The following is a 22,239-nucleotide window of genomic DNA, read 5'->3' on the forward strand; positions in this document are numbered from 1 at the left end:
CGCACTGGTGTCCGAGGGATTGGAGCCTTTCGGCGAACCTGCGCTGCCGATCCCGGCCATAGCGGAACCGGTCGCGCCGCCCGCGGCGGAGCCGGCCGCGCCGCCCGCCCGGCGCCGCACCACCACCCCCCGCACCACCACCCCCCGGAGCACCGCCACCCGGAGCACGGCCACCCGATCGGCTGAAGCACCGTCACACCCCCGTGAGACACCGTCGAAGTCCGGCGGCGGCACCCGCAGCACCGCCCGGACGAAGCCCAAGGAGAGCACCCCGATGATCGGCCGGATCCCCGTGCTGGACGTCGCCCCCGCGGTGGACGGCGGCCGCCGACCGGCCCGGGCGGTGGTCGGCGAGACCTTCCGGGTGAGCGCCACCGTCTTCCGCGAGGGCCACGACGCGGTCGGCGCCAACGTGGTGCTGCGCGACCCCAAGGGCCGCGGCGCCGGCTGGCTGCCGATGCGCGAACTGGCCCCGGGCACCGACCGCTGGGGCGCCGAGGTCACCCCGACGGCCGAGGGCCGGTGGAGCTACACGGTGGAGGCCTGGAGCGACCCGGTGGCCACCTGGCGGCACGCCGCCGCGATCAAGGTGCCGGCCGGTCAGGACGTCGACCTGGTGCTGGAGGAGGGCGCGGTGCTGCTGGAGCGCGCCGCCAACGGGGTGCCCAAGCGCGAGGGCCGCACCCAGGTGCTGCGCGCGGTGGCCGCACTGCGGGACGCCACCCGCCCGCCGCTCACCCGGCTGGCCGCCGCCTTCACCCCGGAGGTGACCGGCCCGCTGGAGCGCCACCCGCTGCGCGAGCTGGTCACCGCCGCCCAGGCGCTGCCGCTGCGGGTGGAGCGCCGGCGGGCGCTGTACGGCTCCTGGTACGAGTTCTTCCCGCGCTCCGAGGGCGCCACCCTGGACCCTCCGCGCTCGGGCACCTTCCGGACCGCCGCCGAGCGCCTGCCCGCGGTCGCCGCGATGGGCTTCGACGTGGTCTACCTGCCGCCGATCCACCCGATCGGCCTGGCCTACCGCAAGGGCCCCAACAACAGCCTGACGGCCGGTCCGGACGACGTCGGCTCGCCCTGGGCGATCGGCTCGCCGGAGGGCGGGCACGACGCCGTCCACCCGGACCTCGGCACCATCGAGGACTTCGACGCCTTCGTCGCCCGGGCGGCCGAGCTCGGCCTGGAGATCGCCCTCGACTTCGCCCTGCAGGCCTCCCCCGACCACCCGTGGGTGAACAAGCACCCCGAGTGGTTCGGCCACCGGCTCGACGGCAGCATCGCCTTCGCCGAGAACCCGCCGAAGAAGTACCAGGACATCTACCCGATCAACTTCGACCAGGACTTCGATGGCCTGGTGATCGAGACCATCCGGCTGCTGCGCCACTGGATGGCGCACGGCGTGCGGATCTTCCGGGTCGACAACCCGCACACCAAGCCGGTGCACTTCTGGGAGAAGGTGCTGGGCGAGGTCAACCGCACCGACCCGGACGTGATCTTCCTGGCCGAGGCCTTCACCCGGCCGGCCATGATGCACACCCTGGGGAAGATCGGCTTCCAGCAGTCGTACACCTACTTCACCTGGCGCAACTCCAAGCAGGAGCTCACCGAGTACCTGACCGAGCTGAGCGGCGAGGCCGCCGCCTACATGCGGCCGAACTTCTTCGCCAACACCCCCGACATCCTGCCCCGCCACCTCCAGCGCACCGGCCCCGCCGCGTTCGCGGTGCGCGCGGTGCTGGCCGCCACGCTCTCCCCCAGCTGGGGCGTCTACGCCGGTTTCGAGCTCGCCGAGTGCGTCCCGGCGGGCCCGGACACCGAGGAGTACCTGGACTCGGAGAAGTACCAGCTGCGCCCGCGCGACTGGAACCGCACCGACACCCTGGCCCCGCTGCTGACCGCCCTCAACCGGCTGCGCCGGGCCCACCCCGCGCTGCAGGAGCTGCGCAACCTGGTCTTCCTGCCCACCGACAACGACCGGATCATCGCCTACACCAAGCGGACCGGCGAGGACGAGGTCATCGTCGTGGTCAACCTCGACCCGTGGCAGGCGCAGCAGGCCACCGTCACCCTTCCGAGTGACGAGGAGCTCGCCGTCACCGACGAACTGAGCGGCGAGCAGTACACCTGGCACCGCCACAACTACGTCCGGCTAGAGCCCTCGTCGACGCCGGCCCACCTCCTCACCGTTCGGAGGACCTCCCTGTGATTGTGAACGAGCCCGTCCCCGACACCTTCGCGGACACCGAGAAGAAGAACCTGGACCCGGAGTGGTTCAAGCGTGCGGTCTTCTACGAGGTGCTGGTGCGGTCCTTCCAGGACAGCAACGGCGACGGTGTGGGCGACCTCAAGGGGCTCACCGCAAAGCTCGACTACCTCCAGTGGCTGGGCGTGGACTGCCTCTGGCTGCCGCCGTTCTTCGCCTCCCCGCTGCGCGACGGCGGGTACGACGTGGCCGACTACACCGCGGTGCTGCCGGAGTTCGGCGACCTGGCGGACTTCGTGGAGTTCGTGGACGCCGCGCACAAGCGCGGCATGCGGGTGGTCATCGACTTCGTGATGAACCACACCAGCGACCAGCACCCGTGGTTCCAGGCCTCCCGCAACGACCCCGACGGTCCGTACGGCGACTTCTACGTGTGGGCCGACGACGACAAGCAGTACCCGGACGCCCGGATCATCTTCGTCGACACCGAGACCTCCAACTGGACCTACGACCCGGTCCGCAAGCAGTACTTCTGGCACCGGTTCTTCTCCCACCAGCCGGACCTGAACTACGACAACCCGCGGGTCCAGGAGGAGATCATCGCGGCCCTGCGGTTCTGGCTGGACCTGGGCATCGACGGGTACCGGCTGGACGCGGTGCCGTACCTGTTCGCCCGCGAGGGCACGAACTGCGAGAACCTCCCCGAGACCCACGAGTTCCTCAAGCGGGTCCGCAAGGAGATCGACGCCGACTACCCGGACACCGTGCTGCTGGCCGAGGCCAACCAGTGGCCGGAGGACGTGGTCGACTACTTCGGCGACTTCGGCTCCGGCGGCGACGAGTGCCACATGGCCTTCCACTTCCCGGTGATGCCGCGGATCTTCATGGCCGTGCGCCGGGAGTCCCGCTACCCGGTCTCGGAGATCCTGGCCAAGACGCCGACCATCCCGGGCGGCTGCCAGTGGGGCATCTTCCTGCGCAACCACGACGAGCTGACCCTGGAGATGGTCACCGACGAGGAGCGCGACTACATGTACGCGGAGTACGCGAAGGACCCGCGGATGCGGGCCAACGTGGGCATCCGCCGCCGGCTCGCCCCGCTGCTGGAGAACGACCGCAACCAGATCGAGCTGTTCACCGCCCTGCTGCTCTCGCTGCCCGGCTCCCCGGTGCTCTACTACGGCGACGAGATCGGCATGGGCGACAACATCTGGCTCGGCGACCGGGACGGCGTGCGCACCCCGATGCAGTGGACGCCGGACCGCAACGCGGGTTTCTCCTCCGCCGACCCGGGCAGGCTCAGTCTGCCGCCCATCATGGATCCGGTCTACGGCTTCCAGGTGACCAACGTCGAGGCGCAGCAGAGCAGTTCCTCCTCGCTGCTGCACTGGACCCGGCGCATGATCGAGATCCGCAAGCTCAACCCGGCGTTCGGACTGGGCAGTTACACCGAACTTCCGTCGAGCAACCCGGCCGTCCTGGCCTTCGTCCGCGAGCACCAGGGCGACCTGGTGATGTGTGTGAACAACTTCTCCCGCTTCCCCCAGCCCACCGAGCTGGACCTGCGGCGGTACGGGGGGCGCTACCCGGTCGAGCTGATCGGCGGGGTGCGGTTCCCGTCGATCGGTGAGTGGCCGTACCTGCTCACCCTGGCCGGACACGGCTTCTACTGGTTCCAGCTGCGCAAGCCCGGAGCGCAGTAACGATCCAGCAGCACCGGGGGGCGCACGGGCCGAGTGCCCTGCGCCCCCAGCGATCCGCGCGCCACCCGGTACGGAGAACAGCCCAACCCGAACACCCCCTCAGGCGTGACACCCGAGTCCGTCTCGCGTGCCGTCGCCGCCGCGCCGCCGAAATCCGGAAGACTGGCACGCCCGGCCTGATCTGTCGGGCCGTCAGCCTGCGCTTCCGGGGAAAGGGAGTCATGTCGGAAACCTCCCGTTCTCAAGCCCACACCCACCGCGACGCCGGTGCCGCGCCCCGTGGCCCCGGCGGCCCGGGCACCCCGCACCCCACCGCCGGTCGGGCCGGCGGGCACCAGACGGGCGGACACTCCGGCCGGCCGCGGACCGGCGGCTCGCTGGCGGTGGGCGAACTGGTCGAGGCCGCCCTGCCGCTGATCGCCGGCTGGCTGCCCGGCCAGCGCTGGTACGCCGGCAAGGGCCAGGCGATCACCGGCCTGCACCCGGTCACCGCGACCCCGCTGATCACCGGCGACCCGGCGATGGTGCACCTGCTGCTGCGGGTCGAGCACGGCGACCAGGCCGACCTCTACCAACTGCTGCTCGGCCTGCGCACCGAGCCGCCGTCCGGCCTGCTGCCGGAGGCCTCGCTCGGCGCGCTGACCCACGGACCGTACGACGGCGCCGCGCTCTACGACGCGGTGCACGACCCCGAGCTGACCGGCCGGCTGCTGGCCCACCTGGCCGGCGCCGACCGGTTCGGCCCGCTGTCCTTCCGCCGCACCCCAGGCCCCGGCCTGCCCGCCGACCTGCTCGGCCGGGCCGGCACCGCCGAGCAGTCCAACACCTCGGTCATCTACGGCACCTCCTTCATCCTCAAGCTGTTCCGCCGGATCAGCCCCGGCACCAACCCCGACCTGGAGCTCTCGCTCGCCCTCTCGCGGGCCGGCTCCACCCGGATCCCCCGGGTGGCGGCCTGGTTCGAGAGCCGGCTGGCCGGCGCCGAACCGGCCACCCTCGGCCTGCTGCAGCGCTTCCTGCCGGACGCCGAGGACGGCTGGGAGCTCGCCCTGGACCAGGTGGCCCGGCTCAAGGGCGACCCCAGCCCCGGCAACTTCGCGGTCGAGGCGCACCGGCTCGGCCGGGCCACCGCCGAGGTGCACCGGGTGCTGGCCCGGGCGCTGCCGGTGGCCCGGCTGGACCGCGAGCAGACCGACCGGCTGGCCGGCGCGATGGCCGAGCGGCTGGACGCGGCGGCCGCCGCGGTGCCGGCGCTGCGCCGCTACCGGTCCGCCCTGCACGCCGCCTTCCGGCAGCTGACGGCCGATCACCTGACCGGCCTCACCGTCCAGCGGATCCACGGCGACCTGCACCTGGGGCAGGCGATGCGCACCCCGCACGGCTGGGTGCTGCTGGACTTCGAGGGCGAGCCGGCCAAGTCGGTGGCCGAGCGCCGGCTGCCCCAGCCGGCCCTGAAGGACGTGGCCGCGATGCTGCGCTCCTTCGACTACGCGGCCGCCCACCTGCTGGCCGGCGCCGAGCCCGACCCGGAGCTGGCCCACCTGGCGGCGGCCTGGGCGGCCCGCAACCGGACCGCCTACTGCGCCGGCTACACGGCCGCCGGCGGCACCGATCCGGCCGGCGCCCCCGAACTGCTGCGGGCGCTGGAGATCGACAAGGCGGTCTACGAGGTGGTCTACGAGGCACGGCACCGGCCCGGCTGGCTGCCGATCCCGCTGACCGCCATCCACCGGCTCGCCACCACCGCCTGACGCACCGTCAGAAATATTGCCCCGACCGTTCCGCAGATCCGTGGAGGAGTCCGCCGTGGCCCCGCTCGACCGCCCCGCCCCGACCGTGCCCGCGACCTTCCTGCCAGCCCGCGGCGGCCACCCCCGGGGGCCGGAGCGGGGCCGGCCGGAGCCGCCGGACGCGGCCGCCCGCACGACGGACGAACCGACGGCGGACGGACCGGCGACGAACGGACCGACGGCGGACGCACTGCCACTGGCCCACGTGCCGCTGGACGAACTGCCCCCGGCCGGGCCCGCGCCCGACGGCCCCGTCCTGCGGCTGGCCGAGGCGCCGCTGCCGCCCGCCGAGATCGAACGGCTCGTCAGCGGCGCGCACCACGACCCGCACTCGCTGCTCGGCGCCCACCGCGCCACCGGCGGCACCGCGATCCGGGTGCTGCGCCCGCTGGCCGAGCGGGTCACCGTGGAGACCCCGTACGGACCGGCCGAGCTGACCCACCAGCAGAGCGGCCTGTTCACCGGCCTGCTGCCCGGCTCCACCACCCCGGCCTACCGGCTGCGGGTCGGCTACCCCGGCGCGGAACCGGTTCTGCAGGAGGACGCCTACCGGCTGCCGCCCACCCTCGGCGAACTGGACCTGCACCTGATCCGGGAGGGCCGGCACGAGCGGCTCTGGGAGGCGCTGGGCGCGCACCGCCGGGTGGTCGACGGGATCCCCGGGATCGGCTTCGCGGTCTGGGCGCCGAACGCGGTCGGGGTGCGGCTGGCCGGCGACTTCAACCACTGGGACGGCACCGGGTTCCCGATGCGCTCGCTCGGGGCCAGCGGGGTCTGGGAGCTCTTCGTGCCGCGGCTGCCGATGGGCACCCGGTACAAGTTCGAGATCCGGGGCCGCGACGGCGTGCTGCGCCAGAAGGCCGACCCGCTCGCCCGGGCGGCCCAACTCCCGCCGGAGACCGCCTCGGTGGTCACCGAGTCAACCTACGAGTGGGGCGACCGGGAGTGGCTGGAGCGGCGGGCCCGGGCCGGCCACCACCGCGAGCCGATGTCCGTCTACGAGGTCCACCTGCCCTCCTGGCGGGCCGGCCTGAACTACCGCCAACTGGCCGCCGAACTGCCCGCCTACCTGCGCGAACTGCACTTCACCCACGTGGAGTTCATGCCGCTGATGGAGCACCCGTTCGGCGGCTCCTGGGGCTACCAGGTCTCCGGCTTCTACGCGCCCACCGCGCGCCTGGGCAGCCCCGACGACTTCCGCTACCTGGTGGACTCGCTGCACCGGGCCGGGATCGGCGTGATCATGGACTGGGTGCCCGCCCACTTCCCCAAGGACGACTTCGCGCTGGCCCGGTTCGACGGCGAGCCGCTCTACGAGCCGGCCGACCCGCGGCGCGCCGAGCACCCCGACTGGGGCACCCTGACCTTCGACTACGGCCGCACCGAGGTCCGCAACTTCCTGGTGGCGAACGCGGTCTACTGGTGCGAGGAGTTCCACATCGACGGGCTGCGGGTGGACGCGGTCGCCTCGATGCTCTACCTCGACTACTCCCGCGAGTACGGCCAGTGGGCGCCCAACCAGTTCGGCGGCCGGGAGAACCTGGACGCGGTCGGCTTCCTGCAGGAGATGAACGCCACCGTCTACAAGCGCTGCCCGGGCGTGGTGACCATCGCCGAGGAGTCCACCGCCTGGGACGGCGTCACCCGCACCACCGAGACCGGCGGCCTCGGCTTCGGCTTCAAGTGGAACATGGGCTGGATGCACGACTCGCTGGTCTACATCGGCAAGGAGCCGGTGCACCGCAAGTACCACCACAACGAGATCACCTTCTCCATGGTGTACGCCTACTCGGAGAACTACGTGCTGCCGATCTCGCACGACGAGGTGGTGCACGGCAAGGGCGCACTGGTCTCCAAGATGCCCGGCGACTGGTGGCAGCAGCGGGCCAACGAGCGCGCCTACCTGGGCTTCATGTGGGCCCACCCGGGCAAGCAACTGCTCTTCATGGGACAGGAGTTCGCCCAGGGCGCGGAGTTCCACCACGAGCACGGGCCGCAGTGGTGGGTGCTGGAGGAGGACTGGCCGGCGCACCAGGACCACCGCGGGGTGCGGCGGCTGGTCGCCGAGCTGAACCGGGTCTACCGGGAGCGGCCGCAGCTCTGGGAGCAGGACACCAGCCCGGCCGGCTTCCGCTGGCTGGACGGCGGCGCGGCCGAGGACAACCTGCTCTCCTTCGTCCGGTACGCGGCCGACGGCAGCCCGCTGGTGGCGGTCTGCAACTTCTCGCCCGTGGTCCGCCGCGGGCACCGGGTCGGGCTGCCGGAGCTCGGCGGACCAGGGCAGCTCTGGCGCGAGGTGCTGAACACCGACGACCAGCGGTACGGCGGCAGCGGAGTGTCCAACCCGGCCCACCTGGAGTCCGAGGCGATCGCCTGGAACGACCAGCCGCGCAGCGCCGAACTGGTGCTGCCCCCGCTCGCCACCGTCTGGCTGGCCCCGGCCTGACCGACCCGCCGCACGTCCAGGGATCTCCCAGCTTGGCGCAACCGAACGCCCGTTCCCAGTAGTCTCAGCTCGCGCCGGGCGAACGGACCCGGGGAGCGACCTGGAGCTGGGTACCCGAGCACGATGGCACTGACCGGCATACCGTTCTTCATCCTCACGATCCTGCTGTTCGTGGGCTCGATCGCGCTGGCCATGGCGCAGTGGGCCCGCAGCGGGCTGGCCCCCGGCCGGGCCGCCGGCCGGCGCGGCTCGGGCCGGCGGGCCCAGCCGTCGCGGCAGCGCGGCCCGCTCGCCGCCGCCGGCTACCTGGGGACGATCCTGCTCTGCCAGTTCACAGCGGTCGCCATGGTCTTCGTGATGGTCAACAACTCGACCCAGCTCTACGACAACTGGAGCGACCTGCTCGGCACCGGCAGCCACGTGCGGGCCGTGCCGCCGCCGCCGAAGGACAACGGGCTGGCCGGGGACGCCGCGGCGGCCTCGGCGAACCCGGGCGCCAAGGTGGTGGCCTCCTTCCACGCCCCGTCCTCGGACGCGGTGCCGCGCGACGTCAAGGAGACCGAGCTCAAGGGCAAGCTCTCCGGCGTGGACGGCGAGGTGCTGGTCTGGACGCCGCCGCAGTACGACGACCCGGCCTACAAGGACAAGAACTTCCCGGTCGTCGAACTGCTGGCCGGCTTCCCCGGCAGCTCGGCCGCCTGGTTCGGCACCATGAACGTGTCCAAGCAGCTCGCGCCGCTGATGAAGAGCGGCGAGGTGACCCCGTTCATCCTGGTCTCGCCGCGGGTCACGCTGCTCGGCCAGAACACCGACACGGGCTGCGCCGACGTCCCGGGCAAGGTCAACGCCGAGACCTGGCTCGACCGGGACGTCCCGCAGATGATCCTGGACAACTTCCGCACCACCGCCTCCGCCGACCAGTGGGCGGTGGCCGGCTACTCGGCCGGCGCGCACTGCGCCGCCCGGCTGGTGCTGGGCCACCCCGACCGCTACCGCGCCGCGATCGCCATGTCGGGCTACAACGACCCGATCCAGGAGGCGGACTCGCTGACCGCCAAGGACCCCAAGCTCCGCCAGACCTCCAACCCGCTCTACCTGCTGACCCACGCCACCACCCCGCCCAACGTCGCGCTCTGGATGAGCGGCCGCAAGGGCGACGGCCTGGAGGACGCCACCGCGCTCCAGCAGGCCGCCAAGGCGCCCACCACGGTCACCCCGTTCGAGACCACCGGGCCGCACCTGACCTCCACCTGGGAGCCGCTGGTCGTCCCGACCTTCAAGTGGCTGAGCACGATCATCCCGGCGCCCAAGTGATTTGACGGCCGACGGGCCTGACGGCCGGTCGACCTGACGGCCGGTCGACCTGACGGCAGATGACTTTCGTCCCTTGCCCCACGCGGCCCCTTGGGCATGCGAATGCCCACCCGGACTGCGAATGTATGGTCGAAGCGATCCGGCCCGAGTCGGGGCGGACCGAGTTCGGACGGAACGGGGTACCGCGGGTGGCGCGCAGTGTGTACGTGACCGGGATCGACCGGGGGGACGGCCGGCAGGCCGTCGAACTCGGCGTCATGGAACTGCTCACCCGCCGGGTGGACCGGGTCGGCGTCTTCCGCCCCCTGGTGCACGCGGCCGACGGGCAGCCGGCCGCCGACCACGTGGTCGAGCTGCTGCGCACCCGCTACCGGCTGGACCTGCCGGTCACCGAGCTGTACGGGCTGAGCTACGAGGAGGCGGCCGAACTCGGCGCCGCCCGCGGCCAGGACGAGCTGGTCTCCACCCTGGTCGACCGGTTCCGGGCGCTGGAGCGGCGCTGCGAGGCGGTGCTGGTGCTCGGCACCGACTACACCGCCACCACCATCCCCGACGAGCTCGCCTTCAACGCCCGGCTGGCCAACGAGTTCGGCGCCCAGGTGCTGCCCGTGGTCGGCGGCCGGCAGAAGGACCGGCAGAGCGTGGTCACCGAGGTGCTGAACGCCCACCGGGCCTACGCCGACCTCGGCTGCTCGATCCTGGCGATGGTGGCCAACCGGGTCGCGCCGGCGGCCAAGCAGCCGGTGCTGCGCGGGCTGGCCGGCAAGCTGCCGGTGCCGGCCTACGCGGTTCCCGAGGAACCCGCCCTGGCCGCCCCGACGGTGGGTCAACTGGTCGAGGCCACCGGCGCCGAGGTGCTGCTGGGCGACGCCGCCGGGCTGGCCCGGGACGTCCGCGGCTTCGTCTTCGGCGGCGCGATGCTGCCTACCTTCCTGCCCGCGCTGACCGAGGGCGCCCTGGTGGTCACCCCCGGGGACCGGGCCGACCTGCTGATCGGCTCGCTGGCCGCGCACGCGGCCGGCGCCCCGCCGATCGCCGGCGTGCTGCTGACGCTCGCTCAGCACCCCGGCCCGGACGTGCTGGCGCTGGCCGACCGGCTGGCCCCCGGCACCCCGGTGGCCGTGGTGCACGAGGGCAGCTGGCCGACCGCCGCCGCGCTCACCCAGCTGGAGAGCCGGCTCAGCCCGGCCAACCCGCGCAAGGCGGAGATCGCGCTCGGCCTCTTCGAGCTGCACGTGGACTCCACCGAGCTGACCGACCGGATCGAGCTGGGCCGCTCCGACCGGGTCACCCCGATGATGTTCGAGCACGCGCTGCTGGAGCGGGCCCGCTCCGCCAGGAAGCACATCGTGCTGCCGGAGGGCGCCGAGGAGCGGGTGCTGCGGGCCGCCGAGATCCTGCTGCGCCGCAACATCTGCGACCTCACCCTGCTCGGCGAGCCGGCGGCGGTGCGCCGCAAGGCCGCCGCGCTCAGCCTCACCCTGCCCGAGCCGGACGACCCGGCCCCGGCCGGCGACCGGGCCCGGCTGCGGATCGTCGACCCGGCCGCCTCCCCGCTGCGCCGCCGGTTCGCCGAGCTCTACGCCGAGCTGCGGGCGCACAAGGGGATGACCGTCGAGCTGGCGCTGGACGTGGTCACCGACGTCTCCTACTTCGGCACCCTGATGGTCCAGGAAGGCATCGCCGACGGCATGGTCTCCGGCGCGGTGCACTCCACCGCCGCCACCATCCGGCCGGCCTTCGAGGTGATCCGCACCTCGCCGGGCGCCTCGATCGTCTCCTCGGTCTTCTTCATGTGCCTGGCCGACAAGGTGCTGGTCTACGGCGACTGCGCGGTCAACCCCGACCCGGACGCCCAGCAGCTGGCCGACATCGCGATCCGCTCGGCCGAGACCGCCGCCGCCTTCGGCGTCGAGCCCAGGGTGGCGCTGCTCTCCTACTCCACCGGCAGCTCCGGCTCGGGCGCCGACGTGGACAAGGTGCGCAGGGCCACCGAGCTGGTCCGCGAGCGGCGTCCGGACCTGCTGGTGGAGGGCCCGGTCCAGTACGACGCGGCGGTGGACCCGCAGGTCGCGGCGACCAAGCTGCCGGGCTCGCCGGTGGCCGGCCGGGCGACCGTGCTGATCTTCCCGGACCTGAACACCGGCAACAACACCTACAAGGCCGTGCAGCGCTCGGCCGGCGCGGTCGCGGTCGGCCCGGTGCTGCAGGGCCTGCGCAAGCCGGTCAACGACCTGTCCCGGGGCGCGCTGGTGCAGGACATCGTGACCACGGTGGCGATCACCGCCGTGCAGGCCCAGCTGCCGCAGGAGGCCGGCGATGAGTGAGGCGACCCGGATCCTGGTGCTGAACGCCGGTTCCTCCTCGGTGAAGTACCAGCTGATCGACATGGTGGACGGCGCCCGGTTGGCCGTCGGCCTGGTGGAGCGGATCGGCGAGCGGACCGGCCGGCTGGCGCACACCCCGCACGGCGGCGAGCGGCGCGAACGCACCGAGCCGGTGCCGGACCACGCGGCGGCGCTGCGCGCGATGGCCGAGGAGCTGGCCGCCGACGGGATCGGCCTGGACTCCCCCGAACTGGCCGCGATCGGCCACCGGGTGGTGCACGGCGGCAAGCGGTTCACCGCGCCGACCGTGGTCACCGACGAGGTGCTGACCGAGATCCGCCGGCTGGTCCCGGTCGCCCCGCTGCACAACCCCGCCAACATCACCGGCATCGAGGTGGCCCGCGCCCTGCGGCCCGACCTGCCGCAGGTGGCGGTCTTCGACACCGCCTTCCACACCACCGTGCCGGAGTACGCGGCCCGGTACGCGATCGACACCGCGGTGGCCGACGAGCACCGGGTGCGCCGCTACGGCTTCCACGGCACCTCGCACCAGTACGTCTCCCGGGCCACCGCCCGGCTGCTCGGCCGCGACCCGGCGGAGCTGAACGTGATCGTGCTGCACCTGGGCAACGGCGCCTCCGCCTCGGCGGTGGCCGGCGGGGTCTGCGTGGAGACCTCGATGGGCCTGACCCCGCTGGAGGGCCTGGTGATGGGCACCCGCTCGGGCGACCTGGACCCGGGCGTGGTCTTCCACCTGCACCGGGTCGGCGGCCTGTCCATCGACGAGATCGACGACCTGCTGAACCGCCGCAGCGGCCTGCTCGGGCTCTGCGGGGAGAACGACATGCGGGAGGTGCTGCGCCGGACCGAGGAGGGCGACCCGGCCGCGCGGCTGGCCTTCGACGCCTACGTGCACCGGCTGCGCAAGTACGTCGGCGGCTACTACGCGGTGCTCGGCCGGGTGGACGCGATCGCCTTCACCGCCGGGGTCGGCGAGAACGCCGCGCCGGTGCGGGCCGCGGCCTGCGCGGGCCTCGCCGAGCTGGGCATCGCGGTGGATCCGGAGCTCAACTCGATCCGCTCGGGCGAACCCCGGGTGATCTCGCCGGAGTACTCACGGGTAACCGTCGCGGTGGTGCCGACGGACGAGGAACTGGAAATCGCCCAGCAGGCGTACGCACTGGTCCACCAGGGTTAACAGCCGCTTTCGGAGGATCGTCCCGCCCTCCGGGAATAAGCCATACGGATAGGATCATCGATATGCGCCGAGCGAAAATTGTCTGCACCCTGGGTCCGGCCACGGACTCCTACGAACAGCTGAAGGCCATCGTCGAGGCGGGCATGAACGTCGCCCGACTCAACATGAGCCACGGCTCCCACGCGGAGCACGAGGAGCGGTACCTGAAGGTCCGCCAGGTGGCCGAGGACACCGGCCGCACCATCGGTGTGCTGGCCGACCTGCAGGGCCCCAAGATCCGTCTGGCGACCTTCGCCAACGGCCCGGTGACCGTTGACAACGGCGACACGTTCACCATCACCACCGAGGACGTCCCCGGTGACCAGCACATCTGCGGCACCACCTACAAGGGCCTGCCCGGCGACGTGAAGCCGGGCGACCCGATCCTGATCAACGACGGCGTCATCGCCCTGGAGGTCGTCAGCGTCGACGGCCCGCGGGTGAAGACCGTGGTGGTCGAGGGCGGTGTGCTCTCCAACAACAAGGGCATCAACCTGCCCGGCGCGGCCGTCAACGTGCCCGCACTCTCCGAGAAGGACAAGGACGACCTGCGCTTCGCGCTGCGTCTGGGCGTCGACATGGTCGCGCTCTCCTTCGTCCGCAACGCCGCCGACATCGACGACGTGCACAAGGTGATGGACGAGGTCGGCATCCGGGTGCCGGTCATCGCCAAGATCGAGAAGCCGCAGGCCGTCGAGGCGATGGAGGAGATCGTCCTCGCCTTCGACGCGATCATGGTCGCCCGCGGCGACCTCGCGGTCGAGTACCCGCTGGAGAAGGTCCCGCTGGTCCAGAAGCAGCTGATCACGCTGGCCCGCCGCAACGCCAAGCCGGTCATCGTCGCCACCCAGATGATGGAGTCGATGATCCACGCCTCGCGGCCGACCCGCGCCGAGGTCTCCGACGTCGCCAACGCGATCCTGGACGGCACCGACGCGGTGATGCTCTCCGCCGAGTCCAGCGTCGGCAAGTACGCGGTCGAGACGGTCCGCACGATGAGCCGGATCGCCGAGGAGGCCGAGCTCGAACTGCTCGCCCAGGGCCTGCAGCCGCTCAACCCGGGCCGCAAGCCGCGCACCCAGGGCGGCTCGGTCGCCCGCGCCGCCTGCGAGCTGGGCGACTTCCTGAACGCCCAGGCCCTGGTCGCCTTCACCAAGTCCGGCGACACCGCCCGGCGGCTCTCCCGCTACCGCTCGCCGATCCCGGTGATCGCCTTCACCCCGGACGCGGCCACCCGCAACCAGCTCTCGCTGAGCTGGGGCGTCGAGGCGTACGTGACCGAGCAGGTCGCCACCACCGACGAGATGGTCGGCCAGGTCGACCGCGAGCTGCTCTCCATGAAGCGGCTCGCCGAGGGCGAGACGGTGATCGTCACCGCCGGCTCGCCGCCCGGCGTCCCCGGCAACACCAACATGGTCCAGGTGCACCACCTGGGCTCGCGGGCCAACAGCTGACCCGTGCTCACCTGACGCCCCGTCGAGCAGCTGCTCGGCGGGGCGTCGGTCTCGTCCCCGCGGTGGACGGGGAAGCCCCGCCGAGCGGCTGCTCGACGGGGCTTCTTGAGCCGGTGTGCGCGGGCGGTCAGAGCCCGTCGTACGGCTGGGTGTCGTTGTAGAGCTGCATGCCCGGGATGTGCAGGTCGCCGCCGAACTGGCCGGCCTGGACCGCCTTCACGCCGGTGAGCGCCATGTCGATCGGGATCGGGATCGCACCGATCAGGTTGTACAGCCACTCCGGCAGGGTGTCCGGCGTGAGCGTGATGGTGCCCAGCGGCGGCAGCGGGATGCCGTAGAGCGAGGCCAGCTCGCCGCTCAGGCTCTCCACGTACATCACGATCGGGCCGTTGCGCATGGTCGAGGTGGTGTTCGGCCCACCCTTCACGTGGAAGGTCTCGGCCGGCTTGGAGCCGATCGCGGTGTTCTCGATGGTCGACATGTCGAGGTTGTCGATGTCCACCGAGGAGACCGTGAACTTGAGCACCCGGTAGGTGCGGGTCGGGCTGTGCACCTCGTAGACGCCGCCGAAGACCGCGCCGTAGAGCGAGAGCTTGGTGGTGTGCAGGGTCCAGCTCTGGTCGGGCACCACGTTGCCGGTGAGCGTGCCGGCCGCCGACAGGTTGGTGGTGTCGACCGGGCAGAGCGGGCGGGTGTCGCCGTTCGCCAGCGCGGAGGCCACGGCCGACGGGGAGACCGGCATGCTCGGACTGGCCGAGGTCGAGGCCGGGGCCGACGCCGACGCGGAGGCCGAACCGGACGCGGCGGCGGACGCCGACGGCGAAGCCGAACCAGACGGACTGGCACTGGGTGCCACCGACGGACCGGGCGTACCCGGGGTCGCGGCGCCCGGCGCGGGCGCGGCCGGCGCGCCCCCCTCCGCCGGAGTGCTCGGGGTCACCGGCGCGCCCACCCGGGGCGCGGCGTTGCCCGGCGCGGCGCTGCTGGGCGACGGGCTCGGCGTCGGCGTGCTCTGGTTCTGGTGGTGCGGGTCGAAGATCCCGGCGATGCCGCCCAGGATCGTCCCGATCAGGTCCTGGCTCTGCACCTGGCCGGGCTGCACCGCGGCGGCCTGCTGCACCACACCGCTGGTGACCGCCCTGGCGGCCTGCTGCTGGCTCGCCCCGGCCGGCGGCTGGGGCGCGGTGAAGGTCGCGGGCACGGCCTTGCCGGCCTCCTGCGCGGCGGCCTTGGTGGGCCCGGGCACCGGGGTCAGCTGGCTCTTCGGCACCGGGGTGACGGTGGTCGGGGCCGGCGTGCAGTTGGTGTTGCCGGCCACGGCGGCGTGCGCCAGCTCCGGCACGATGGTGGTGCCCATCAGCAGTGCGGTCGGCACGGCGGCCATGGCCAGCAGCCGGGCCCGGTGGCGGCCGCGGGTGCGCCGGGCGGCGTGCCGGCCGGAGCCGGTGCGCGGGGCGGCGTCCTGCGGCTCGCTCCGCTCGGGCTCCGCGCTCACTCGTCCTCCCCCGTCGCCTCGGCCGTGGCGGCCGGCGCGGCCTGCTCGACCGGCGCGGGCTCGGCCTGCGCCGGGACGTCAGCGGTGCGGGCGGCCCAGTTCTCGCCGAGCTGCTGCTCGGCCGGGCGCCGCTTGGCCGCCTTCTCGGTCGCCGCGACCAGCTGGTCGGCCGTCAGCGGGGTCCAGGCGCAGAGCAGGCCGCCCGCGATCAGGCCCGGGATCAGGCCCATCAGGAAGCCGCCCAGGTTGGAGACCGGGATCGAGATCAGGGTCAGGATGGTGACGCCGACCCCGCAGAAGATCCGGCTGCCCGGCTGGAACCAGGCCGAGACGCCCAGCACCATCAGCAGGATGCCGATCACCAGCGAGCCGGCTCCGGCGGTGGTGGACATCGCCATCGTCAGGTCGCCCAGGTGCAGGTGGGCGTAGGGGAAGTAGAGGATCGGCAGGCCCGCGACGACGGCCAGCAACCCGCCCCAGAACGGCCGGGAGCGACGCCAGTTGCGGAACCGACCGGCGAACGAGACGGACGGCGCCGCGTGCTCGGGCGGAAGGTCGGCGGTTGCGGTGGTCACGATGGAACTCCTCGCGGATCTGTCCGAGGTGAAGGCTCTGGGGTGTGGGGCCAGGGGACGGCCTGCCGGCCGCCCCCTGCCCCGCCGGACCGTGCAGCACGGCCCGGCACCGCCGTCGACGGACCGTCCGGCACTGTGACCGGGCCGGACGGACCGTCAGGAACGGCTCAGTAGCACTCGTTGGCGCCCTGGGAGATGCTCAGGTTCAGGTTCGGCAGCTTGAAGGTGCCGGCCGAGGTCGCCCAGGCCTCCTGCTTGACGTTGTGCAGCTCCGCCTTCGGGGCGGACTGCGCGAAGCCCTGGTTGCCGGTCGGCAGGCCGCCACCGGTCGGGCCGTGGAAGCCCGACACCGCGGAGCCCGGCAGGGTGGACGCGTCCTGGCCGATGTTGATGTTGTGGAAGGTCGCGTCGGCGCCCAGCGAGTCCAGGTCGATGACCAGGTTGGTCGCCTGCACCTGACCCGGGTCGGTGGACGGGTCGTAGCTGCTCTGGTCGTCCGTCGGGTTCTGCTCGGCGGCGGTACCGGCGTGCAGCTGCAGGGTCCACTTGCCCAGGCCCAGCGGCAGGTCGGTGACCACGGACTGGCACAGGTTGTGGATGGTGGCCTTGTCGAACGCCGACACCGCGATGACGTGCGGCGACTTGTCCGCACCGATGTCGACGCTGCCGAACTGCGCGAAGTTGGTGCCGCGCAGGTGGTCGGTGGTGACCTTGAAGCTCTGGCCGGAGACGCTGAACGAGGCGGCCAGCGCGCTCTGCGCGATGCTGACGCCGATGCCGGCGGTGGCGGCGATGCTGGGCACCATGACGAGGGCGAAGCGCTTCCAGCGGGTCTTGCCATAAGTCTTGGACATGCGTGTCCTCCTTCTCGGACGTACATCTCCGGCCGGCCGCATGGTCCGCCGGGGATGGGAGAAGAGCTACGTCCTCGGTGTGGCGAAGAGAGCCGGTGTCAAGCAGCGAGCCGACGACCGGCCATCACCCCCCGAGCGACAACCAGACGGCCGCGCGGGATGCGCGACCGGATGAGGACAGGAACCGCGGTGGGACGCGGACACCCCCCTGCCCTCCTAACCGACGGTGGGGGCCGACGGTTACCCGGTGGGGATCCCGCACTCCGGGTGTCCGGCAAGCTGCCGGGGGGTGAAGTGAGGGACCGGGCGTGGCCGATGCTGCTGGAATCCCGGCCGAAGCACAAGGGGTTCCTTACTGACGGGTAATCCAACACCTCGCGGCGATGATCATGATCAGCCCATGACATTGACTCAACGTCACGAAATCCAGCCGCCAACTCGGCGAAATCTGGTGGAAACACTGGCGAAAGGCCCGCTCATGGTCACCTCGGGTGACCATGAGCGGGCCTCATCAAGATTTGATAAACCCGCGGTGGGGCTGCCCGATTGTCGCCTTGTCAATGGGGCCCGACCAGCGACACCGCAGCTCATCAGCCGTGCCACGGACGGCACTCGGGGCCACCGCCACCCGGCGGCGGCACCGTCAGAACAACACGCGGGCCAGCGCCGTGCGGGCCGCGACCACCCGGGGGTCCTCCGGGCCGATCACCTCGAAGAGCTCCAGCAGGCGCACCCGGGCGGTGTCCCGGTCGGCGCCGGCCGTGCGGCCCACCACGTCGACCAGCCGGCCGAACGCGTCCTCGACGTGACCGCCCACCAGGTCCAGGTCGGCGGCGTCCAGTTGGGCCTGCACGTCGGCCGGGCTCCCGGCCGCCGCGGACCGCACCGCCTGGGCGTCGAAGCCCTCGACCCGCCGCAGCAGTTCGGCCTGGGCCAGGCCCAGCTTGGCCTCGGTGTTGGCGGGGTTCTCGGCCAGCACGTTCTGGTAGGCCCGCACCGCACCGGCCAGGTCACCGCGGTCCAGCGCGTCGTGGGCCGCGTTCAGCGCCGGGTCGCCCGGGGCGACCGGGGCCGACTCCGGGGCCTCGCCCGGCACGCCGCCCACCAGGCCGGTGATGCCGAAGCGCTGCTCGGCCACCGAGATCAGCTGGTCCAGCACCTTGCGGACGTTCGCCTCGTTCTCCGCGCCCTGGAAGAGCGGGACCAACTGGCCCGCCACCACGGCCAGCACGGCCGGGATGCCCTGGATGCCGAACTGCTGGGCGATCATCTGGTTGGCGTCGACGTCGATCTTGGCGAGCACGATCCGGCCGGCGTACTCCTCGGCCAGGCGCTCCAGGATCGGGCTGAGCTGCTTGCACGGGCCGCACCACTCGGCCCAGAAATCGATCACCACCGGCACCTCGGCCGAGCGCTGGACGACCTCCTCCTCGAAGGTCTCCTCGGTGACGTCGATGACCAGCTGGAGGGCGGGAGCCTCGACCCCGCCGTCGGCCGCCTGCCGGGCGCGCTCGGCGCGGGCCTGCTCGGCCTTCTGTGCGGCCTCCCCGGCCGCCTTGACCGCGGCGAGGTCGACCGCGCCGCGCAGGGCGGCGCTGTTCAGATGCGTGTTCCGTGGCTGCATGGCACCATCCTCCCCCGTCCGCGCCGGTGCCGGGCGCCATCCACGGGGAAAGTCCGCAGATGCCCCGGTAGTCGAACCCCGCGTCCCGCGCGGATCCCCATCCGCGCTCCGCGCCGTCCTTCCCACAGGACCGGCGCGTGGTTGCCGCTCTATTCGCTACAGGTCGTAGCGTATCTGCCCCCGACCCGGTCGGCGCAAGCCCCCACCCCTCACGTTCCGACGTGACCTGCCCCACTTTCCGCGACGGCTTCCACCGTTCGGCCCGGGACCGCTACCGTGGCAGTCCCCGCACAAGCTACTCACCAGTACATCCCACTCCCCCACCCAAGGAGGCCCCCGGTGGCCACCCCCTCCCGCGCCAAGGGCCGCCCGCGCAGCGCCGCCGCCGACCAGGCGATCCTCGACGCCACCCGCGCCGCGCTGGCCGAACTGGGCTGGGGCGGGCTGACCATGGGGGACGTGGCGGTGCGCGCCGGTGTCGCCAAGACCACCCTCTACCGGCGCTGGCCGTCCAAGAACGAGCTGGTGGTCGACGCGGTGGCGAGCCTCTTCGACCAGCTGGCGATCACCGACCGGGGCAGCCTGCAGGCCGACATCGAGGACGTCGTGGTGCAGTTCGCCGCACTGCTGGCCCGCCCGGAGAGCCAGGCGGCCCTGCTCGCGCTGTTCGCCGAGGGCAGCCGCGACCCGCAGCTGCGCCGCCGGATCCGCGAGCACATCGTCGACCCGCAGAAGCGGCTGGTGCACGAGGGGCTGGCCAACGCGGTCGCCCGCGGCGAGATCACGGCCGACGGTGACCCGGCGCAGCGGGCGGTCGAGATCGACATCATCTTCGACACCATCGCCGGCGCGGTCGAGCACCGGATGCTGGTGATCGGCGAGCCGTGCGACCCGGAGTGGATCCGCCGGTTCACCACCCTGCTGCTCTCGCCGGGGCTGTCCCAGGAGTGCTGAAGGGCCGTCACAGCGGCGCTGTGACGGCCCCTCGGAGCGGACGGCGGATCAGAAGCCGGCCGGCTCCCGGTAGACGCCCCACTCCTTGCGCAGCACGTCGCAGATCTCGCCCAGGGTGGCCTCGGCCCGGACCGCCTGGAGCATCGCCGGGATCATGTTGGAGCCGTCCCGGGCGGCGGCCAGCATCGCATCCAGCCCGTCCCGCACCGCCGCCTCGTCGCGCGCGGCCTTGCGGTCGGCGAGCACCCGCACCTGCTCGCGCTCGACCTCGTGGCTGACCCGCAGGATCTCCAGCTCCTTGGTGACCGAGCCCGGGTAGCAGTTCACGCCCACCACCCGCTTCTCGCCCTTCTCCAGCTGCTGCTGGTACTGGAAGGCGGCCTCGGCGATCTCGCCGGTGAAGAAGCCCTCCTCGATCCCGCGCAGGATGCCGGCGGTCATCGGACCGATCGGGTGGTCCGCCGTCCCCTTGTCGAGGATGCGCTGGAAGATCTCCTCCGCCTGGGCCTCGATCCGGTCGGTCAGCGCCTCCACGTACCAGGAACCGCCCAGCGGGTCGGCCACGTTGGCGACCCCGGTCTCCTCCATCAGCACCTGCTGGGTGCGCAGGGCGATCTCGGCGGCCTGCTCGCTGGGCAGCGCGAGGGTCTCGTCCAGCGCGTTGGTGTGCAGCGAGTTGGTGCCGCCGAGCACCGCGGAGAGCGCCTCCACGGCGGTGCGCACCACGTTGTTGTAGGGCTGCTGGGCGGTCAGCGAGACGCCGGCGGTCTGGGTGTGGAAGCGCAGCCACTGCGCCTTGTCGGTCTTCGCGCCGTACCGCTCGCGCAGCCAGCGGGCCCAGATCCGGCGGGCCGCGCGGAACTTGGCGATCTCCTCGAAGAAGTCCAGGTGGGCGTCGAAGAAGAAGGACAGGCCGGGGGCGAAGACGTCCACGTCCAGGCCGCGGGACAGGCCCAGCTCGACGTAGGCGAAGCCGTCGGCCAGCGTGTAGGCGAGCTCCTGGGCGGCCGTCGCACCCGCCTCGCGGATGTGGTAGCCGGAGACCGAGAGCGGCTTGTAGGCGGGGATGCCCTCGGCGCAGTACTCCATCAGGTCGCCGATCAGGCGCAGGTGCGGCTCGGGCGCGAAGAGCCACTCCTTCTGCGCGATGTACTCCTTGAAGATGTCGGTCTGCAGGGTGCCGTTGAGCACGCCCGGATCGACGCCCTGGCGCTCGGCGGCCACCAGGTACATGCAGAAGATCGGCACCGCCGGGCCGCTGATCGTCATCGAGGTGGTGACGTCGCCCAGCGGGATGGAGTCGAAGAGCACCTCCATGTCGGCGGCCGAGTCGATCGCCACCCCGCAGTGGCCGACCTCGCCGAGCGACTTGGCGTCGTCGGAGTCGTAGCCCATCAGGGTCGGCATGTCGAAGGCGACCGAGAGGCCGCCGCCGCCGGCGCCCAGGATCATCTTGTAGCGCTCGTTGGTCTGCTGGGCGTTGCCGAAGCCGGCGAACTGGCGGATGGTCCAGGTCCGGCCGCGGTAGCCGGTCGGGTGCAGGCCGCGGGTGAACGGGTACTCCCCCGGCCAGCCGATCCGCTCGAAGCCCTCCCGGGCCTCGCCGGCGGGCGGGCCGTAGACCGGCTGCACCTCGTCGCCCGAGAGGGTGGTGAAGTCGGCGTCGCGCTTGCGAGCCCGGTCGTAGCGCTCCTGCCAGCGCTGCCTGCCGCGCTCGATCTCCTCGGCGTCCATGGGCTCCGCTCCGCTCGGGTGGCGACCCGTCCGTGGGCGGGCCAGACGATAGTAGGACGTCCTAGAAATTTACTCGGACGTCCTACTACTTGTCGATGCCCGACCCTCCGCAACGCCTGGAGCCCCCCGTCCGGCGCGGACGGGGGGCTCCAGGCGGTGGCTCGGGTCAGGCGCCGACCGGCTGCTTCGCCTCGGCCGGGGCGAACCGCGGCGCCAGCTCGCGGGAGACCTTGCGCTCCACGAAGAAGGCCGCCGTCGGCACGGTGCCCGCCAGCAGGATCCAGGCCAGCCGGCCCAGCGGCATCTTGGCCTTGCTGCCCATGTCGAAGGCGAAGACCAGGTAGACCACGTAGAGCCAGCCGTGCGCGATGCCGACGGCGGTGACGAAGCCGTCCGCGCCGTTCACCTTCAGCAGGTACTTGGCGATCACACCGATGGTCAGCAGGATCAGCAGAACGCCCGTGACGTAGGCCATCACCCGGTAGCGGGTCAACACACTCTGCTTCATCGTTCGACAGCTTTCACTGGGCGGGGG

Annotated in this window: 15 protein-coding genes; 9 read left to right on the forward strand and 6 right to left on the reverse strand. The window is 72.4% G+C overall.

Annotation, left to right across the window (positions count from 1 at the left end; translation table 11 throughout):
• The first annotated feature begins 274 nt into the window (after nucleotides 1–274).
• From FHX73_RS08250 to pyk, 8 genes are all read left to right on the forward strand, one after another.
• Complete coding sequence (locus FHX73_RS08250) at nucleotides 275–2,200, forward strand: alpha-1,4-glucan--maltose-1-phosphate maltosyltransferase (protein WP_145904365.1); 1,926 nt, start codon at nucleotides 275–277, stop codon at nucleotides 2,198–2,200.
• Complete coding sequence (gene treS, locus FHX73_RS08255) at nucleotides 2,197–3,900, forward strand: maltose alpha-D-glucosyltransferase (protein WP_145904366.1); 1,704 nt, start codon at nucleotides 2,197–2,199, stop codon at nucleotides 3,898–3,900. The genes FHX73_RS08250 and treS overlap by 4 nt, the downstream gene beginning before the upstream one ends.
• Nucleotides 3,901–4,121: 221 nt before the next feature.
• Complete coding sequence (locus FHX73_RS08260) at nucleotides 4,122–5,651, forward strand: maltokinase N-terminal cap-like domain-containing protein (RefSeq protein ID WP_170304872.1); 1,530 nt, start codon at nucleotides 4,122–4,124, stop codon at nucleotides 5,649–5,651.
• A gap of 55 nt (nucleotides 5,652–5,706) precedes the next feature.
• Entirely contained in the window at nucleotides 5,707–8,136 is a 2,430-nt protein-coding gene (glgB, locus tag FHX73_RS08265) for a 1,4-alpha-glucan branching protein GlgB (protein WP_211786158.1), read from the forward strand.
• Between the two features lie 123 nt (nucleotides 8,137–8,259).
• Nucleotides 8,260–9,450 carry an alpha/beta hydrolase gene (locus FHX73_RS08270; protein WP_145904367.1) on the forward strand — a complete coding sequence of 397 codons (1,191 nt, stop codon included), beginning with the start codon at nucleotides 8,260–8,262 and terminating at the stop codon, nucleotides 9,448–9,450.
• A 188-nt stretch (nucleotides 9,451–9,638) separates the two neighbouring features.
• Complete coding sequence (gene pta / locus FHX73_RS08275; RefSeq protein ID WP_145904368.1) at nucleotides 9,639–11,777, forward strand: phosphate acetyltransferase; 2,139 nt, start codon at nucleotides 9,639–9,641, stop codon at nucleotides 11,775–11,777.
• Nucleotides 11,770–12,975 carry an acetate kinase gene (locus FHX73_RS08280; RefSeq protein WP_145904369.1) on the forward strand — a complete coding sequence of 402 codons (1,206 nt, stop codon included), beginning with the start codon at nucleotides 11,770–11,772 and terminating at the stop codon, nucleotides 12,973–12,975. The genes pta and FHX73_RS08280 overlap by 8 nt, the downstream gene beginning before the upstream one ends.
• 62 nt (nucleotides 12,976–13,037) lie before the next feature.
• Complete coding sequence (gene pyk / locus FHX73_RS08285; RefSeq protein ID WP_145904370.1) at nucleotides 13,038–14,468, forward strand: pyruvate kinase; 1,431 nt, start codon at nucleotides 13,038–13,040, stop codon at nucleotides 14,466–14,468.
• Nucleotides 14,469–14,595: 127 nt separating this feature from the next.
• Here the strand turns inward: pyk and FHX73_RS08290 are convergent, their stop codons facing one another.
• The 4 genes from FHX73_RS08290 to trxA all read right to left on the reverse strand — a co-directional run bounded on the left by FHX73_RS08290 (nucleotide 14,596) and on the right by trxA (nucleotide 19,016).
• Nucleotides 14,596–15,963, reverse strand: coding sequence for a hypothetical protein (locus FHX73_RS08290; RefSeq protein ID WP_145904371.1), 1,368 nt, complete (start codon nucleotides 15,961–15,963; stop codon nucleotides 14,596–14,598).
• Entirely contained in the window at nucleotides 15,960–16,538 is a 579-nt protein-coding gene (locus FHX73_RS08295) for a DUF6114 domain-containing protein (RefSeq protein ID WP_145904372.1), read from the reverse strand. The genes FHX73_RS08290 and FHX73_RS08295 overlap by 4 nt, the downstream gene beginning before the upstream one ends.
• Nucleotides 16,539–16,705: 167 nt before the next feature.
• Complete coding sequence (locus tag FHX73_RS08300) at nucleotides 16,706–17,392, reverse strand: DUF6230 family protein (RefSeq protein WP_145904373.1); 687 nt, start codon at nucleotides 17,390–17,392, stop codon at nucleotides 16,706–16,708.
• A gap of 643 nt (nucleotides 17,393–18,035) precedes the next feature.
• Complete coding sequence (gene trxA, locus FHX73_RS08305; protein ID WP_145904374.1) at nucleotides 18,036–19,016, reverse strand: thioredoxin; 981 nt, start codon at nucleotides 19,014–19,016, stop codon at nucleotides 18,036–18,038.
• 339 nt (nucleotides 19,017–19,355) lie between these two features.
• Between trxA and FHX73_RS08310 the strand changes: the two genes are divergently transcribed.
• Nucleotides 19,356–19,970, forward strand: a complete 615-nt coding sequence (locus FHX73_RS08310; protein WP_145904375.1) for a TetR/AcrR family transcriptional regulator — start codon at nucleotides 19,356–19,358, stop codon at nucleotides 19,968–19,970.
• Nucleotides 19,971–20,018: 48 nt separating this feature from the next.
• Here FHX73_RS08310 and icmA read toward each other — a convergent pair whose 3' ends face one another.
• Nucleotides 20,019–21,704 (reverse strand): coenzyme B12-dependent isobutyryl-CoA mutase large subunit, encoded by a 1,686-nt coding sequence (icmA, locus tag FHX73_RS08315; RefSeq protein ID WP_145904376.1) that lies wholly within the window; start codon nucleotides 21,702–21,704, stop codon nucleotides 20,019–20,021.
• Between the two features lie 166 nt (nucleotides 21,705–21,870).
• Nucleotides 21,871–22,212, reverse strand: a complete 342-nt coding sequence (locus tag FHX73_RS08320; protein WP_145904377.1) for a DUF3817 domain-containing protein — start codon at nucleotides 22,210–22,212, stop codon at nucleotides 21,871–21,873.
• Nucleotides 22,213–22,239: the final 27 nt, after the last annotated feature.

The sequence above is a fragment of the Kitasatospora viridis genome, from assembly GCF_007829815.1.
Classification (GTDB): Bacteria; Actinomycetota; Actinomycetes; order Streptomycetales; family Streptomycetaceae; genus Kitasatospora; species Kitasatospora viridis.